We start from the raw sequence: 17,882 nt of genomic DNA, 5'->3' as shown, positions 1-17,882 counted from the left end.
GAGTAATTGTAGCCACGAATACTGTTTGTAAATTAATTGGTCAGCGCAAGTAAATTGGCCAATTGTATGATATTCTTTATTTATAGGGAATCTAATACCAGAACAAAAACTCCTTAGGTTCCTTTGAAGTGAGTATCAGACCAGCCTCATCAATTACTGGTGACGGCATAACGTTAATCGAAGTGGAGCAAAACCGCACAAAAATCGGTTTTTCGTTTGGCGAAGCCGTTGCCATACTGTAGGCTGGACTGATTTTTCTATGTATCTTCTTTACAGCGGAAATAATGCTTGTCTTGCTGTGATGAAGTGAAAATTTATTATGCATCTGCCGTATCTTTGGAAGTTTATTGAATTATTAGTGACAGGATTCTGACTAATTTTTAGTACCCTTGTTGTATCTCGCATCCCACTAATATTGACTGCCATATCTGTAAGACGCTAGTTAACTTATAGCAAGTAACTGCAATATTTATAGTGCTGGATAGACGGCTGATGTCCACTATCTAACAGCATCAATGCAGTCACAAACTTGGTAGTAAACACTTTCAACAATTACAACTCCAATTTGATTCAATACCTGCTTGATTACACCATAATCTTGGAGCCGAATTAATAAGTCTGCGCCATTACCGAGGTTTTTATGCGGAAAATCGCTATCTATGGAAGAGGGGGAGTTGGCAAGTCCACAACAACTCAAAACGTAGTGGCTGGACTGACTGATATAGATCGTAAGGTGATGGTTGTAGGGTGTGACTCGAAAGCAGACTCCACCCGGCTGCTTTTGGGGGGATTCCACCAGAAGATTGTACTTGATACGTTGCGTAAAGAAGAAGAAGATGTAAATCTAGAAGACTTCCGTCAGGAGGGATGGGGGAAGACGCTGTGTGTCGAATCGGGTGGGCCGGAACCTGGTGTGGGATGTGCAGGTAGAGGCATTCTGACATCAATTGGGTTGCTGGAACAACTTGGTGCTTATGATGATGCAGTTAGACTTGATTATACATTTTATGATGGTCTGGGTGATGTAGTATGCGGTGGATTTGTCATGCCCATTCGTGAACGCAAAGCTCAAGAAATTTACATTGTTACTTCTGGGGAAATTATGGCAATGTATACTGTCAACAACATCTGCCGAAGCATTCAAAAGTACGCTCCTATAAGTGGTATACGTCTGGGAGGATTGATTTGCAACTCTCGCAAAGTCGATGAGGAAGATCATTTGATAAAAGCTCTGGCAGAGAAACTGGGGACTCAAATGATCTACTCCATACCCAGAGATAACATGGTGCAGCAAGCAGAGTTCCACCGCAAGACGGTGATTGAGTATGCTCCTGAGTCTGAACAGGCGCAACACTATCGCAACCTGGCAACGGCAATTGACCAGAATACAGATTTTGTCACTCCGAAATCTATGTCTAACAATCAGCTAGAGGAACTGCTGGTACAGTTTGGTTTGTTTAGACATCTCCAGAAATTAGGTATCAGTCTAAGCTCCACAAAGGTTGCAGATTCATTTTCGGAGATGCCTCTTGAATAGGACAATGCAGTAAGGATTATCCTTCATCCGAAGTGTCTAGAGCAATTGGCAATCTCTGACTCGAAAAAACAGAAAAAACTGCGTAAACTTCTTACCACCATTTGAGAAATCGGCGTTCTGAACCACGCTAAAATTCGTCTACCTCATTGAAGGAGGAGAACTCATTATGTTGACTGAAGAGGTTTTAGTCCAAAAATTTACTACCGTAGTCAAGGGACGCTGTGCCAAAGTCGGCGAGTTGCTCCAGTACTGCCACGTCGAACTCGTAAACTCTTACTGGGGCTGCCCCCCAAAACTTATACAACATTTTGTTGTCTTTTATCCTAACATGCTGTTTGCCTCAATTAATGCATACAAAGACGTTTTTAGAGGCGTTGCCCAAGATTTGGGGATATGTGAGGCTGTTTGCATAAATGCTACACGCATTATCCGCGACCCCGCCTCAAGGTTGAAGGAAAAGAACCCGATCTTATGGTTGGAACTCCAATGGGTGGCGGTACCAATTAAAAAAGGCAATTGGCATTTAGATCAGGATTTACCGCACTCGGACTAAGTTTTTTTTGGTGACGTAGCTTACCAACTTAGGCATCCCCTTGGTTAGCAGATGATGAAAAGGCGATGGGATCGCTAAATTGTATCCAAAAGTGCAAGTATTTTAGCAAGTTGCATGTTATGCTTGCAGCAAATAAGCGAAATTGTCAAAACATCAATATGTCTCACAACAAAAACGGCAAACACTAGAAAACCTTGCTTTTGACCCAACAAATTTAATTTTGTCTGCTGCGGCTTTTTCTAACGGAGAGATACAGCCTCATGAAACTGGATGTGAATCTTTGCAATAACCTGAAGTCCCTTAGAACTCGCTTGGGCATGAGTCAACAAGAATTAGCTAATATAGCTGGCGTAACTCGTCAGAGTATTGGTGGTGTGGAATTGGGACAATATACTCCTTCTGTTGCTATGTCACTACGTTTAGCTAAAGCGCTTGGTTGCCTAGTCGAGGACTTATTCTGGTTTGAGCAAGATTTACCAGAAGTTGAGGCAATTATTGCGGGATCAGTCCCTAAGCAACAGCAATCACGAGTTAGTCTAGCACGGGTTGGGAATCAATGGATAGCTTATCCCCTCGTTGGGAACGATGCTTTTCGGCTCGAAATGATTCCAGCTGATGGTGAGACAGTTGCGGTTACCAATGCCGTTGGAAGTAGCAAACCCGTCCACCCTTACGGGTTCCCCACCATAAGCAAATTACCATTAGCGTCAGAGGTAGCGACACAAAAGCATGAAGCACAGAACCAGATCGGTACAAAGAAAGTCCAGGTTCGGCTTCTGGATGATATATACAAACTACACAATACAGTTGTGATTGCTGGTTGTACACCTGTGCTTTCCCTTTTAGCAAGAGCAACTGAACGTTGGCATCCAAAACTGCGAATTCATTATCGTTTCGCCCATAGTGCGGCTGCATTGCGTAGTCTGTGCCAAGGTGAAGTTCACATTGCAGGGATGCACTTATACGATCCCCAAACTGGGGAACATAACATTCCCTTTGTGCGGGAAGCTTTAACAGATAAAAGTGCCGTTTTGATTACCCTTGGAGTTTGGGAAGAAGGATTGTTAGTCCCATCAGGAAACCCTATGGGAATCAAAACAGTTTCTGACTTAGTAGAATTTGGAGCAACTATTGTCAACCATGAAGTGGGTTCTGGCGGTCGGATGCTTTTAGAACGGAAACTCCAAGAAGAAGGAGTGCCATTGTACAAAGTTAAAGGATCTGACCATATCGTTCACAGCCATCAAGATGTTGCTTTGTCTGTAGTCTCAGGAATCGCTGATGCAGGTATCAGTACAGCATCTATAGCTACTGCCTTTGGATTGGGATTTATCCCCCTTCATAGTGCGCGATACGACTTAGTGATTATTAAAGAATACTTGGAAGAAGCACCAGTACAGCAGTTTCTCAATATTTTGGGAAATCAGCTAGTGCGATCGCAATTAGAAATTCTCGGCGGATATGACATTAGTAATATTGGGGAAGTTGTAGCAAATATTTCATGATTCGTAATTCGTAATTATTACTCTAAGGTTAAGAAATATGTCTTTTACTTTCCACAACTCCAGTTAGTTGCTCTGTCTTTCAATTAGGAATTCCTCAAGCAAATCAAAATCACCCAACAAGTTAGCTGCAAAATGAATCATCACTTCACTATGAATAAACATCCCGTTCAGATTAACGATACAACCTTGCGAGATGGTGAACAAGCGGCAGGTGTAGCCTTTAACGTTGAAGAAAAAATTGCGATCGCTACTTTTCTAGATGCCATTGGTGTTCCAGAATTAGAAATTGGCGTTCCGGCAATGGGGCAAGAAGAAGCAGAGTCGATCAGAGCGATCGCTAATTTGGGATTAAATGCTCAGTTACTTGGCTGGAACCGTGCTAATTTGTCCGATATAAAGGCATCTATAGATTGTGGTTTGGAACGGGTGCATATTTCCGTTCCCGTCTCAGAAATTCAGATTGCCGCCAAGTTTGGGGGTAAGCAGCAGGTAATGCTGGATCTTCTGCGGGATGCAATTAATTTTGCTTGCGATCACGGTTTAGCTGTATCTGTTGGTGGAGAAGATTCTTCCAGAGCCGATCCAGCTTTTTTATTGGATGTGGCATATTATGCTCAAGAGTTGGGAGCTTTCCGGTTTCGCTTTTGTGACACTGTAGGAATTCTCGACCCTCTAAACACTTACAGCAAAGTTCGCTCCCTTGTGCATCATCTATTCATTCCCATAGAAATGCACACACATAATGATTTTGGATTGGCAATGGCGAACTCACTAGCTGGTATTGAAGCAGGGGCGCGATCGGTCAACACTACTGTAAACGGGATTGGCGAACGCGCAGGTAATGCGGCGTTGGAAGAAATGGTGATGGCACTGAAACACCTCTACGGCATTCCAACGGGTATTAATACAAAACGATTGCTGGAACTGTCACGGTTAGTTGCTAAAGCTGCCAATTGGCCAGTTCCTCCCTGGAAAGCGATTGTAGGTGAAAATACTTTTGCACACGAGTCGGGTATTCATGCTCACGGTGTGTTGCAAAATCCCGCTACTTACGAACCATTTGCGCCGGAAGATGTTGGCTGGGAACGCCGCTTGGTAGTAGGCAAACATTCCGGCCGGCATCTGATATTCAGTGTGTTGCAAGAACATGGAATCACACTCAGTCAGCCAGAAATTCAATCAGTGCTGGATGCTGTAAAACATCAGTCAGTAAAAGTTAAGCGCAGTCTCACGGTTGAAGAACTCCTGAGTTTTGTTCCCCAAAGATGAACGCACACATCTATCAAAACATTAAGTTGCATTTTACTTTTACCTGTTAAAACCTAAGTACATCAGCTTGTTTACTTCAGTAAGTTTGACTACAAATCAAAAGTGAAGTTGGTTAAGAAAGCATCACAATTCCGTATCTGGTTATCGCAATCATCGTATCAACTGCTATAATATTACCAATTATGTTGGTAATATTTATGCCGAGAAAAGAGCAAGGATGGATTACTTTTCAATTGTCTCTACAAGAACGGCAACTTCTAGAGCAGTACTGCAAACGATTCAAACGTACTAAGACTGATGTTTTGCGCTCCCTATTGCGTAGTCTCCAAGCACAATTACTCAAAGAGGAGACAAAACAGTTTGATTCTGGGGAGGTTGATCTTGACTTATTTTGAGCAGTGATGAAGAATCGCTATCGCTAAAGCCAGTTGTCTTGTAACCAAAGAAATTTGTAATGGGGTTGGTAATCCCTTTGAAATCATAAAAAAGCGTTCAAGTTCAAAAGTTGACTATGACAAATCCGACAAAATTATTGCGAGCGAAATGGCACTCTGGGACTGGGTACTGGACAAAAAAATATAAGTAAGATTTGCTTGGGGTCTGAATCCCCATCTAAATCTTCCCAGTCCCCAGTTCAATACCACTTGATGTCCAGGGTAATCATGATTGGTTAATTCTACTGAAGCGTTTTTTCTACCATGCTTAATTTTGATTCCATTCGTACCACAACAATGCAAAAAGTCCCATACAATTGGGCTTTGATCAAAAACCTGCTTTCACCAGAAGCAAGCTTAGAACTAACTGCGAGTTTTCCCCACGAAGAGTTCCGCCTGTCGGAGGGAGAGGGATATGGATACTCCTGGGGAAAGATGCTAGCCACAAGCGAGGATATTTCCTTGATGCTTAAATCTAGCGATAATCGCTGGCGAGAGCGGATGGCACAAGGCAGACTTACTTATGACTTGAGACATCTGAGTAAAGTGTGGCGACAGTTGATAGAAGGACTATGGACAGATTCTTACCGCAAAGCTTTAGCTGAAATGTCTGGGTTGGAACTAAAAGACTGTGTAATGGATATTGGATTTCGCCGATACAACTTAGGACATCTGCATCACCCCCATACAGACGAGCCGAACAAAGTTTTAACTCATCTGCTATTTTTAAATCAACAATGGTCTGTAGATTGGGGAGGCTGTTTGAGAATTCTTAAAGACTCACAGCCGGAATCTGTCTTCCAAGATATTCTACCCCTTAGTGATTCCTCAGTTGCGATCGCGCGTTCTGACAATTCTTGGCACATGGTAACTCCGCTTACTTCCCCTGTATCTGAGTCTCGGCTAGCTTTACGAGTTGCTTTTTTTCGGAATTATCGCCTAACTTCAGATTTCCTCCAAACCCAGCTAGCTGCGTAGCAATCAAGTATTTTCTCTTTACTTTAGGACTTACGCACACTCTACGAATTCTTGGCGTTCTTGGCACGGCAGTTGCTTCAAGTCGGCAGAGCCGCCCAACGCACTGCCTCGTCTTGGCGGTTCGACAAATTAAGCTTTTGGGCGATTTTTGCGTAAGTCCTATACTTTTGTCATAAAATCAGAAGGCTGATTTTATGGTTCTTCCTTGTCCTCCTTGTCTCTCGTCGTTAGTAATCCCTCTAAAATCGTAAAAAAGTGTTGGAGTTCAAGAGTTAACCATGACTAATCCTACAGAACTACTGCGATCGCGCTACGGTGAGATTCCCTTCAACTACGAAATTGACTGGAACGACTCTCTGCAAACGCTACTATCTCACCGTTCAGTTCGGTCTTATCTATCCGATCCTTTACCACCAGGAACCCTAGAATGGCTAATTGCAGCTGCTCAATCTGCTGCTAGTTCAGCTAATTTGCAAACCTGGAGTGTGGTAGCGGTTGAAGATCCAGAGCGCAAAGCAGAGTTATGCAAGCTGTCTAATAACCAAGTATGGGTTAACCAGGCTCCTGTATTTTTGGTTTGGTTAGCAGATTTAGGTCGTATGGCTCATATTGCTGATAGTCGCGGATTACCTTATGTGGCTCTAGATTACATAGAATTGTTGTTTAAAGCAGTAATCGATGCCTCGGTAGCAGCGCAAAATGCGACTCTAGCTGCTGAATCTATTGGTTTGGGAACAGTATATATTGGCGCAATCCGCAATAACACGCAAGAGGTAGCAACACTATTAAATTTACCACCTTTTGTCTTCCCTGTATTTGGATTGTGTGTGGGTTATCCCAATCCTGAAGTACAACCTGCTATTAAGCCGCGTTTACCTCAGTCAGCTGTATTCCACCGGGAAATCTATAAATTAGCAGAGCAAGATGAAGCGATCGCTCACTATAATGATATCATGAAAGAATTCTACACTCAACAACAGATGAATGCCGCTGTTGATTGGTCGCAAAACTCAGCCGAGCGAATCGCCACTTTAGACTATTTAAAAGGGTGCAAGCATTTGCGGGAAACTCTCAACAACTTTGGCTTCAAGTTGCTATAAAAGTCTCCACCGTTCGCCTTTGGTATCTTTGCTTCAAAGAAGACTTGTTATCGCTTCATTAAAGACCCAAAATCCTTACATACCCAAAGTTACACACTCCACACCCAGTCTCAAAAGATAATTTTGGTGCGTAAGTCCTAAGGAATAAATAGACCTACCAACTCGCCAGCCCTAACAATTTTCCTGCTTGAAACCTCTGTACTAATTTGGGGAATCTCAAGCCATTTAAGCATTCAACAGGCAAATTAAATGGGTACTCCAACAAGCTTTATCTTTCAAAAAAGGGCTGACTTGTAAGAATCGCTCTTTGAGAGAGAATTGCTGACCAAAAATGTAGAATTTACTCTGTGAAACTAAAGGAGCTTCAAACAATGAATATGAAGGAATTGTCTACCAAAGACCTCAACAAACTACGCTCTCAAGCCAAAATAATTGTTAACCGAGTGGAGATTTTTGTAGAAACTTACTTATTAGAAACCTCTCTTGATGAGAAGATGATAAACGAAACCTTACAAGAGATTATCAAGGCTGCGAATAGCTTAACAACCGCAGTATCCAAAATTAAAACCGTAGAAACCGTACATGGTGACTTGAACGGTTCAAAATAGTTTAATCGGGCTGAGTGGAACCCCATAGCTAAATAATGGGGATTGAATACAGTACTAAGTGCTGAGTAATCGATGCTAGATACTCAGCACTGTTTCAGTTGTGGAGATAAATGAATCTAAACTATTAGGAAATACCATGCTCAAAGGGTTAACTTCAAACTTCAATAATTGGTTACAAAGAAATAAAATTGTCCGGAACCTGGAATTTTTTCAAGACTTTATTATCATTTCTCTCTACCTTGGTCTATTCTGTGTGATGCTCATCCGACTGGGAGATATGTTCTTCTCCTTTTTGAGTCCATTAGATTTGCGGCAAGTAACATCTGATATCCTGTTCATTTTGATTTTAGTAGAGTTGTTCCGTCTGTTAATTGATCATCTACAACAACAGCGAACATCCGTGACCGCAGCAGTAGAAATTACTATTGTTTCTGCTTTAAGAGAAGTGATTTTACGCGGTGTTCTCGAAATTCCCCGTGACCAAATTTTTGGAATAGCTGTATTTCTAGTAGTTTTAACAGGAATTATGGTGACTTTACCTTGGATATCTCGCTTTCTTGAACAGGTCAAAATTCCTCACCCCGAAACAACATAAAAAGCCCACCTGTTGGATAAAAGCTCACTAGCTTCTGATTAATTGTAACTACAAATACTGTTTGAAAATTAGTTGGCGATCGCAAGTAAATTTAACAAATGTATGATATTCTTTATATATGGAGAATAGAAAGTACGAAATTCTCCAAAAAAATAAAGTACACTCCAAAATCAGCGATTCTCATTATGAGCTTAGGGCATAATAATGTCCAAACCCCATTTAATCAGGTGTATCAGATTCCAAGCGATATTGTGGAGATTTAATATCCTTGTGTTTCTATTTAATACATTGATTAACTCGTTCGCCAGCATTTACCAACGAGTAAAGCATTTTTTGATAACTTGCTATTCTATATTCATTCCAGCGAGCTTTTGCCTATCATAATCAAGCTACTCTGTGAAAGAATTCTCCTCATCAGAATTGCTGTTGTTATTTAGAAGGATTTTAAGTGCAATCTAAGTTGTTGTAGAAATCAAAAGATTGTGAAGTATTGCTTGTTATACCAATTTAATGTGAAGCTGCATTAAATGAGTAACTCTCCATTCTTGGCGCTCTTGGCGTACTTGGCGGTTCGTTTAATATTCTGTGCATCTTCATACAGAATTGGTATTAAGTACTAAACACTAACTAACACATGAGTAGAATACCATGCTTGAGAATCTTCTAAATAACCATAATTTACCGTATCCCGATACGATACATCCTATCGTTGTCCATTTTGTGATTGCGATGGTATTGTTTGCCTTCTTGTGCGATGTCATTGGATACTTTACTAGCAACTACCGTCTTTTCGAGGTGAGTTGGTGGAATATGTTTTTCGCTACAATCTCCATCTTCATCGCCGTTATTTTTGGTCAATTTGAAGCAGGTTTGGCAGAACCTTATAACGCAGCTCAACCAGTACTTAATTTACATACGATCCTTGGCTGGTCACTTGCAGGAATTCTGGCAGCTATTACAGCTTGGCGTTACGTAATTCATTGCCGCACTCCAGAAAAAATATCAGTTTATTACCTAGCAGCAGGTTTACTTTTGACTGTTTTGGTAGGCATACAAGTGTATTTCGGAGATGAATTAGTTTGGGTATATGGGCTACACACTGTACCAGTTGTTGAAGCCATGAAGGAGGGCTTACTGCAATGAATCCTGAAGTTATTGAGCAATTAAAGACTCAGATGGGAGCAAATGGGTTGCCCTACACTATACCCATTCACCCAAATTTAGTTCATCTGACTCTAGCTTTGTTCATCCTTGGCATTACCTTTGATTTGATTGGTGCGTTCTTCCCCCTACAACAACCAATCTTCAAGTTTTTAGCAGTTCCTGCCACTCGTTCCAGCTTTTTTGATGCTGGCTGGTACAATATGCTAGGTTCGGCACTCATCACAATTTTTACGGTAGCAGCAGGTTTTTACGAAATCATGTTGGCAGAACCCCTGACTGGAGTAAAGAGTGCCTGGGGATTAGAAGCAATGGAAACAATGCTTTGGCATGGTATGGGTGGTGTTTTTCTACTAGCGTTGATTCTTGGGATGGCTATTTGGAGAGGATTTCAACGTTATATTTGGCGTCAGGATGACAGTCAACAAGTGCAGTGGACTTATTTAGTTTCTGGACTGTTCATCATGTTCATCATGTTCATCCACGGTACGCTAGGAGCGCAGTTAGCTACTGAGTTTGGAGTTCACAATACTGCTGATATGTTGTTGCGCTTGGGCAAAAACCCCAACTTACTGCTGAGGTAATCAATGAAAATCCGAAATATTTTGATATTGAGTGTGATCGCGATCGCTTTAACTGCTGTTAGTCTTTTGATAGGGCAGTGGACATATTCCTGGATGCCTCCTCAAGGCGCAGCAGAATCGCAGCTGGTCGATAAATTGTTTAGTTTTTTAATCACGCTGGGAGCATTTATCTTCCTTGGAGTCACAGGAACACTCATCTACTCCGCGATTTTCCATCGAGCAGAGCAGTATGATACCAGCGATGGCCCCCCGATTGAAGGAAATATCCCACTAGAAATTGTCTGGACTGGAATTCCTGTATTGCTAGTGTTTTGGATTGCCACTTACAGCTACCAAATCTACGAGCAAATGGGGATTCAAGGCCCAATGGAAGCTATGCATATGCATATTCCAGTCTTGATGAAATCGGCATCTGCTGCACCAATTAACGGGGATGCAGGGATAGTTTCTACCTCCCCGGCTTCCTCATCTATATCAACTGATACCACATCAAATGTAATCCCATTTGAAGACATTGAAGTTAATGCCAAACAGTGGGCTTGGGTTTTCCGCTATCCAAAAACAGGAATTACCAGCACCGAACTACATTTACCCGTTAATCATCGCATCCGTCTAGCAATGCAATCTGAGGATGTTATCCACGGCTTTTATATTCCTGCTTTTCGAGTCAAACAAGACATTATTCCCAACCGCAACATTGACTTTGAATTCACTCCCATCCGTATTGGCAAATATCAATTGACCGATTCCGAATTTAGCGGTACTTACTTTGCAACCATGCGGGCAAATGTTGTTGTCGAGTCCCCTGATGACTACAAGAAGTGGCTTACAGAAGCAGCAAACCGTAAACCATGTACTGCAAATAATCAAGCAGCTTCCGAATATGCCCAAGAATCAAAAGAATTAATCAAAGGCTGGGTTACGATAGCACCCGCACAAGCCCCTGTAGTTAATTACAGCAATTAGTCGTAGAGACGCGACGCCAGTCGCTACAACGGGGGGAACCCCCGCAACGCGCTGGCTCATTAATCGCGTCTGTACAATGGTCATTGGTTTTGCACAAATGACAAATGATAAAGAATAAAGGATAAAAGACAATGACAAATATTTCCGTTGAAGACATTACAGGTGACGCACCTCAACAGGAACCGAGAGCAGACTGGAAGCAATACTTTAGCTTCAGTACAGACCACAAAGTTATCGGTATTCAGTATATTGTTACCGCTTTTATTCTTTTTTTAGTTGGTGGCATATTTGCAATGATCATTCGTGGGGAATTGATTACCCCAGAATCAGACCTAGTTGATCGTAGTGTTTATAATGCAATGTTCACCATGCACGGCACTGTGATGCTATTTGGATGGACATTCCCCATACTTACGGGTTTTGCTAACTATCTTGTACCTCTGATGATTGGGGCGCGAGATATGGCGTTTCCCAGACTCAATGCTGTTGCCTTCTGGATGATACCAATCGCTGCTATCTTACTGATGGCTAGCTTCTTTATACCTGGCGGCCCAGCGCAAGCCGGTTGGTGGTCATACCCTCCCGTCAGCTTGCAAAACCCTACAGGAAACTTAATCAATGGTGAAGTAATCTGGCTTCTAGCAGTGGCAATATCAGGTGTTTCCTCAATTATGGGGGCGATTAACTTTGTCACCACGATTGTGAAGATGCGCGCACCTGGTATGACACCCTTCCGTACACCCATCTTTGTTTGGAACGTATTCAGTGCCCAGATTATTCAACTATTTGGACTACCTGTATTAACAGCAGGTGCAGTCATGCTTTTACTCGACTTAACAGTTGGAACTAGCTTTTTTGACCCCACCAAGGGAGGCGATCCGGTTCTATTTCAACATTTTTTCTGGTTCTACTCCCACCCTGCTGTTTACGTAATCATTCTGCCGGTCTTTGGAATCTTTTCCGAGATATTTCCTGTTTTTGCTCGTAAACCTCTGTTTGGCTATAGAATTGTCGCTATTTCATCACTCCTGATTGCTGGAGTTAGCGGTATAGTCTGGGTACACCATATGTACGCCAGTGGTACTTCCGGCTGGATGCGGGTGTTTTTCATGCTTACAACCATGTTCGTTTCTGTCCCTACTGGCATTAAGGTGTTTGCTTGGACTGCAACTATTTGGGGTGGCAAACTCCGATTTGATACACCAATGCTATTTGCGTTTGGTGCATTAATATTGTTTGTATTTGCAGGTATTACTGGCATTACCCTCTCTTCTGTTCCTATTGATGTCCATGTGAACAACACTTACTATGTGGTGGGTCACTTCCACTATGTTCTATATGGCACGGTAACAATGGGGATGTTTGCTGCTATTTACTTCTGGTTCCCCAAGATGACTGGACATATGTATTACGAAGGCTTGGGCAAGTTGCACTTCTGGCTGGCGTTCATTGGCACTAACCTCAACTTTTTCCCAATGCACCCACTAGGATTACAGGGAATGTTGCGTCGAGTTTCTTCTTATGCCCCAGAGTATGAATTCTGGAATATTATCGCCAGTATCGGAGGATTTTTGCTAGGTGTGTCTACCTTACCCTTTATTCTGAATATGATTGGTTCTTGGATACATGGCGAACAAGCACCGAAGAATCCTTGGCGAGCAATTGGACTGGAGTGGTTAGTTTCTTCACCACCTCCTGTCGAGAATTTTGAGGAAATTCCAGTTGTTGTAAGTGAACCCTACGGCTATGGTAAATCTGAACCATTGGTAGCCGAGCACTAAAATGGTTGATTTTTAAACGCAGAGAGTTTGAGATGAGGGATTACGCGATCGCAAATTACAGCAGTTTTTATTTAGACCACACTCTTGCACTCTTCTTTCCAACTTTGTGCGAGACAAAAATAGACGTGGTTCATTTTCCTGAAAATGGCTGTAATGTTTTGCTCTCTTTTCTTTTAGGACTTACGCAAAAATCGCCCAAAAGCTTAATTTGTCGAACCGCCAAGACGCCAAGAACGCCAAGAGTTCGTAGAGTGTGCGTAAGTCCTATCTTTTTCTGCGTCTCTACGTGAGACAAATACATAGGAGTTTCAACCAATGGACAGTTCTATCATTTCAGAAGAATCAGATCATCACTCACACCAGCATACCCATGATGAAGAAGGCAGCAAGATGTTCGGCTTCATTGTCTTCTTGCTGTCAGAGACTTTCATTTTCCTCGGTTTTTTTACAGCATATATTGTCTATAAAACAGCAAATCCTAACTGGCTACCAGCTGGTGTTTCTGGACTTGAAGTCAGAGATCCGGCAATTAATACGGTAATTCTTGTTTCTAGTAGCTTTGTCATCTACTTAGCAGAACGCGCCCTTGCACGCCACGACTTGTTGAAATTTCGCCAGTTTCTAATGCTTTCAATCGCAATGGGAAGTTACTTTTTAGTCGGACAAGCGATCGAGTGGAGCCATCTTTCTTTTGGCTTTACCACAGGTGTTTTTGGTGGAATGTTCTACTTACTGACAGGCTTCCACGGTTTACACGTTCTTACTGGTATTTTATTGCAGATACTTGTTTTTGGTCGCTCTTTCATTCCTGGTAACTACGACACAGGTCATTTTGGTGTAAATGCCACTTCTATTTTCTGGCACTTTGTTGATGTCATCTGGATTGTTTTGTTTGTCCTTATTTATATCTGGCAATGACATTTTGTTGTTAGCCACTTATTGGGCTACTGGTTATGTAACACCCTTCACTTTGCTCTTGGACAAACTTCAAACGCTAACTCGTATCAATAAAACGTTGCGATCGCTCCAGTATTAAATAATAAAGCAGGAGCCGTTACCAAACCCTGAATAATTTCCAATAGCAGAGCATATCCACGAATAATCTCAGTACTCATTCGCGCACAATTGATGAAGTGATGAGTACCAACCAACAGAGAAATTAGCTGCCTTAATTAGTTCTAATTTGCCTAATGAATGACTTAATTAAAATACCAAAGGCGCATTATATGCCCTTAAAAGACTGAAATTTTTAACCCTCCCAGGACATCCCATGAGGGTTGTATTTTGCAGCTAAACCAACAGACTTAAAGCAACTATACGATTTATGCTTGATAATGTACTCTTATACTTTAAAAGCCAATGCCGCTCGTATTTAATGTAGTAGATGTTGAGGACAAAGAACATTACTTGAACTATGAAGAGATAGACGAAACAAAAGTAGCTGACGAAGGATTACGCAACGATGATTACCTCGATGCTCAATGCTTTTTCGTCCTCCTCAAAAATGGAGATATAATCCTTCTGGAAATGGCTAGACAAAACCAAGTAAGTAAAAACTTCCTTTACCGCTTACTGATGCCAGGAGAATAGCCTCTTTTAATATCTAGGGCTGCCTGGATGCCGACCGTTGCTATTCTTAAATCCATCGTGGACACACGAACCTGTTGCGATCGCAGTTGATCCAAAACTGCGCTCGCATTGCAGCAAGCATCTCTAAACTACGTCACAATGACTCAAAGGAAGGGGTTTAAAGTCATACCAAAACATTTGTTCTATTACGTCAAGTTCCTTTAAAGTAACACCACGCTGGGTAAAAACTCAGATGTCAGCATCTTGTTAAGAATCTTTCTTATCATGATAATTGTCTGGAAAACAACATAAATGCTTGATTTCCTATTCAATCTTGCTTATACTTCGCGATGTAAGTTTTTCTTGCGAAAGTAAAGAATATTGGCATACAGATTGGTAGGAAAGTGGAATGAGCAATCATCAGGGTGTGTGCAATAGGTGTTTGCTAAGTTTGGTAGCAAGCATTTGCGTCGGTTTTGGTAGTAACCTAGTCAAGCAAGAGCCAACTCTTGCACAGTTCCCAGTGAATAAAGAAGCGATGCCTACGGCGGGCTACGCCTACGCATCAGTAGTTAGAAAAACCTCTATTCAATTTGCTTTAATTACTAACTGGAAAAGGAAGCAATATCTAACGACAAGCCGCTTCTCTACGAGACGCTACGCGAACGCGTCTATACAAAATTCTATAGAACATCCCTTTATCGGCAAATCAGATATATTCAAGGTCAACAGACAAAACTCAATCGCTCAACTCAATCAAGCCACAACTGATGTAGTGTCGGTTACAGATGTAAAATTGAATACTACTGTTAAGGGCATAGAGTTAATTTTAGTTACGGCTAACTCAAAGAAATTACAAGTTTCACCGAAGACAGAGGGTAACTCGTACATCGTAAATATTCCCAATACCAAGTTACAGCTTGCCAGTGAAGAGAATTTCCGACGGTCAAAGCCAGTAGCAGGAATTACTGAATTGACAGTTGCAAATACTGCTAACAATACCCTGCGATTGACAATTGTGGGTAATCAGAGTCCGCCACAGGTGGAGTTGTTTGATAGTGTTACTGAGGGTTTAGTGTTTGAAGTGAGTACAATAGCTTCTTTACCAGAGACTACACCACCAACGGCACAACAGCCAACTACTATACCCGAGCAAAACCAAGAGCCAATAGAACTAGTAGTAACTGGTACTCCAGACACAGGGTCTAGATATCAGGTTCCCGATACGACTGTGGGAACTCGGACTAATAGGCGGGTACAGGACATTCCTCAGTCGATTCAAGTGGTTCCTCGGCAAGGTTGGCAGGATCAAGGAGCCGTTAACACCATTGATGCTTTAAGAAGCGTCGGTGTTATCCAAGCCGCTAATTCGCCGACCAATGGTGATGTCTTTACAATTAGAGGTTTTCAGACGAGCAACATCCTTCGCAATGGTCTTAAGGACTATACAGCAGGAGCAGTCTCAGGACAATCTCAACTCGCCAACATTGAAAGGTTGGAGGTTGTAAGGGGGCCGGCTTCTGTGCTTTACGGTCAAGGTAATCCGGGTGGCACAATTAACTTTGTCACCAAGCAGCCACAGAGTGAGCCTTACTTCGCCACTAGTATGACTTTTGGCAGTTATAGTTTCTATCAACCAACTTTAGATATTTCTGGTCCTCTCAATTCTGACAAAACGCTGCTTTATCGTTTAAACGCTTCCTACATCAGCACAGAAAGCTTTGTTGACTTTTTTTATAATCAACGTTATCTGATTGCACCCGTTCTGAGTTGGCAAATAAGTAAGAATACAAAGCTGACTTTTGAAGGCGAGTTCCGAGATCAGCAGCAGGCCCATAGAACAGGTCTACCTGCTGTCGGAACTGTCTTGCCTAACCGAAACGGAAAAATTCCGCTAAATGTTAACACATTAGATGAAGGTGCCACAAACAATCGTCGTTCCACGCTATTAGGCTATAACTTTGAACATCGCTTTAGTGATAATTGGTCTTTGGTGAACGCTTTTAATATTAGGTCTCTAAGATATAGAACAGATACTGCCAATCCTGGCTCTCTACGAGCCGAACAACGGAGTATAAACCGCACACGGCAAGACTATATAGGAGCGCCTGCTGCCGATGACGAGTATGCTTTAGACAATCATGTAGTAGGTAAATTTAAAACTGGCAGCCTTCAGCATGAATTAGTTGCTGGCTTTGACTTGTACAGAGATATTGTTCAGTTCGATCAGACGATGCGGTTTCTTGCTCCTCTAGATTTATTCAACCCTATCTACGGTCAACTTCCTGGTGGTATTGTTTCTAGAATTAATCAAAAAACTAAAAACGATCAGCTCCGTTTTTATGTTCAAGATATAGTCTCACTTACTAATAACCTGAACTTGGTTCTGGGCGGACGCGGAGATTTTGTCGATAATAAAGTCACTAATTTTTTAAGGGCAAGTGGCAATCAAAGTCAATCAGACTTTGCATTTAGTCCTCGTGTCGGTCTTGTTTATAAGCCTATCCCACCTGTCTCACTCTATGCCAGCTACAGTGAATCATTCTCCCAGAATATTGGAACTACTTTTGAGGGTAATTTATTTGAACCTAGTCGTGGTACTCAATATGAAGTAGGAGTTAAAGCTGATTTCTTCGGTGGCAAGCTGTCTTCAACCCTGGCTTTGTATCAACTGACTCAATCCAATATTTTGATAACGGACTCTAATCATCTCACCTACTTTATTGCAACAGGGGAACAACGCAGTCGAGGTGTTGAACTCAACGTTACAGGCGAGATATTGCCAGGCTGGAATGTGATTGCTTCCTATGCTTATACGGATGCACAGGTGACAAAGGATAGCAACCTATCAATTATTGGCAATCAACTAGTGAATGTTCCTGAGAATAGCGCGAGTTTATGGACGACTTACACTTTTGGTAAGGGGAATTTGCAAGGGTTAGGGTTTGGACTGGGTTTGTTCTATGTCGGCGAACGGCAGGGGGATCTGAACAACTCGTTCAGTGTACCGAGTTATTTACGGCTTGATGCTGCTGTCTACTATCGATTAGATCGCCTTCGCTTCGCACTTAACTTCAAGAATCTGTCCGATGTTCGGTACTACACCGCTCGAAATATTAACCTTGTTTATCCTGAAGACCCATTTATTGTGGAGGGAACAGTAAGTTGGGAGTTTTGATCGGGCAATAAGGGAATGGCACGCTTGAAAAATTAATTATTTCCAAATTTTGATGTTTGAGAGT

Annotated in this window: 16 protein-coding genes; all 16 read left to right on the top strand. The window is 42.0% G+C overall.

Features of this window, described 5'->3' with window-relative positions; translation table 11 throughout:
• Positions 1-640: 640 nt before the first annotated feature.
• Positions 641-1,537, top strand: coding sequence for a nitrogenase iron protein (gene nifH, locus V7K35_RS09265; protein WP_335078247.1), 897 nt, complete (start codon positions 641-643; stop codon positions 1,535-1,537).
• Positions 1,538-1,703: 166 nt separating this feature from the next.
• On the top strand, positions 1,704-2,090 hold the full coding sequence (locus V7K35_RS09260) for a hypothetical protein (RefSeq protein WP_335078245.1): 387 nt from the start codon (positions 1,704-1,706) through the stop codon (positions 2,088-2,090).
• Between the two features lie 260 nt (positions 2,091-2,350).
• Positions 2,351-3,595 carry a substrate-binding domain-containing protein gene (locus V7K35_RS09255; RefSeq protein WP_335078243.1) on the top strand — a complete coding sequence of 415 codons (1,245 nt, stop codon included), beginning with the start codon at positions 2,351-2,353 and terminating at the stop codon, positions 3,593-3,595.
• A gap of 150 nt (positions 3,596-3,745) precedes the next feature.
• On the top strand, positions 3,746-4,864 hold the full coding sequence (nifV, locus tag V7K35_RS09250) for a homocitrate synthase (RefSeq protein WP_335078241.1): 1,119 nt from the start codon (positions 3,746-3,748) through the stop codon (positions 4,862-4,864).
• 197 nt (positions 4,865-5,061) lie between these two features.
• On the top strand, positions 5,062-5,259 hold the full coding sequence (locus V7K35_RS09245) for a hypothetical protein (protein ID WP_335078249.1): 198 nt from the start codon (positions 5,062-5,064) through the stop codon (positions 5,257-5,259).
• A gap of 303 nt (positions 5,260-5,562) precedes the next feature.
• Entirely contained in the window at positions 5,563-6,276 is a 714-nt protein-coding gene (locus V7K35_RS09240) for a 2OG-Fe(II) oxygenase (RefSeq protein ID WP_335078239.1), read from the top strand.
• A gap of 278 nt (positions 6,277-6,554) precedes the next feature.
• Positions 6,555-7,376, top strand: coding sequence for an NADPH-dependent oxidoreductase (locus V7K35_RS09235; RefSeq protein ID WP_335078237.1), 822 nt, complete (start codon positions 6,555-6,557; stop codon positions 7,374-7,376).
• Between the two features lie 371 nt (positions 7,377-7,747).
• Positions 7,748-7,984 (top strand): hypothetical protein, encoded by a 237-nt coding sequence (locus tag V7K35_RS09230; protein ID WP_335078235.1) that lies wholly within the window; start codon positions 7,748-7,750, stop codon positions 7,982-7,984.
• A gap of 136 nt (positions 7,985-8,120) precedes the next feature.
• Positions 8,121-8,579, top strand: coding sequence for a phosphate-starvation-inducible PsiE family protein (locus tag V7K35_RS09225; RefSeq protein WP_335078233.1), 459 nt, complete (start codon positions 8,121-8,123; stop codon positions 8,577-8,579).
• Positions 8,580-9,227: 648 nt separating this feature from the next.
• Positions 9,228-9,722 carry a DUF2231 domain-containing protein gene (locus tag V7K35_RS09220; RefSeq protein ID WP_335078231.1) on the top strand — a complete coding sequence of 165 codons (495 nt, stop codon included), beginning with the start codon at positions 9,228-9,230 and terminating at the stop codon, positions 9,720-9,722.
• Positions 9,719-10,324 carry a DUF2231 domain-containing protein gene (locus V7K35_RS09215; RefSeq protein ID WP_335078229.1) on the top strand — a complete coding sequence of 202 codons (606 nt, stop codon included), beginning with the start codon at positions 9,719-9,721 and terminating at the stop codon, positions 10,322-10,324. Before V7K35_RS09220 ends, V7K35_RS09215 begins: the two co-directional genes overlap by 4 nt.
• A gap of 3 nt (positions 10,325-10,327) precedes the next feature.
• Positions 10,328-11,290 carry a cytochrome c oxidase subunit II gene (locus V7K35_RS09210; RefSeq protein ID WP_335078227.1) on the top strand — a complete coding sequence of 321 codons (963 nt, stop codon included), beginning with the start codon at positions 10,328-10,330 and terminating at the stop codon, positions 11,288-11,290.
• 131 nt (positions 11,291-11,421) lie between these two features.
• The gene (gene ctaD / locus V7K35_RS09205) at positions 11,422-13,071 is read left to right on the top strand and encodes a cytochrome c oxidase subunit I (RefSeq protein WP_335078225.1); all 1,650 of its coding nucleotides are present in this window, start codon (positions 11,422-11,424) and stop codon (positions 13,069-13,071) included.
• 315 nt (positions 13,072-13,386) lie between these two features.
• Positions 13,387-13,989: a cytochrome c oxidase subunit 3 gene (locus V7K35_RS09200; RefSeq protein ID WP_335078223.1), complete on the top strand. Its 603-nt coding sequence runs from the start codon at positions 13,387-13,389 to the stop codon at positions 13,987-13,989.
• A 441-nt stretch (positions 13,990-14,430) separates the two neighbouring features.
• Positions 14,431-14,661: a hypothetical protein gene (locus V7K35_RS09195; RefSeq protein ID WP_335078221.1), complete on the top strand. Its 231-nt coding sequence runs from the start codon at positions 14,431-14,433 to the stop codon at positions 14,659-14,661.
• A 388-nt stretch (positions 14,662-15,049) separates the two neighbouring features.
• Positions 15,050-17,818, top strand: a complete 2,769-nt coding sequence (locus V7K35_RS09190) for a TonB-dependent siderophore receptor (protein WP_335078219.1) — start codon at positions 15,050-15,052, stop codon at positions 17,816-17,818.
• Positions 17,819-17,882: the final 64 nt, after the last annotated feature.

The organism is Nostoc sp., assembly GCF_036917275.1.
GTDB lineage: Bacteria > Cyanobacteriota > Cyanobacteriia > Cyanobacteriales > Nostocaceae > Nostoc.
This window is presented reverse-complemented; position numbering and strand designations above follow the sequence as displayed.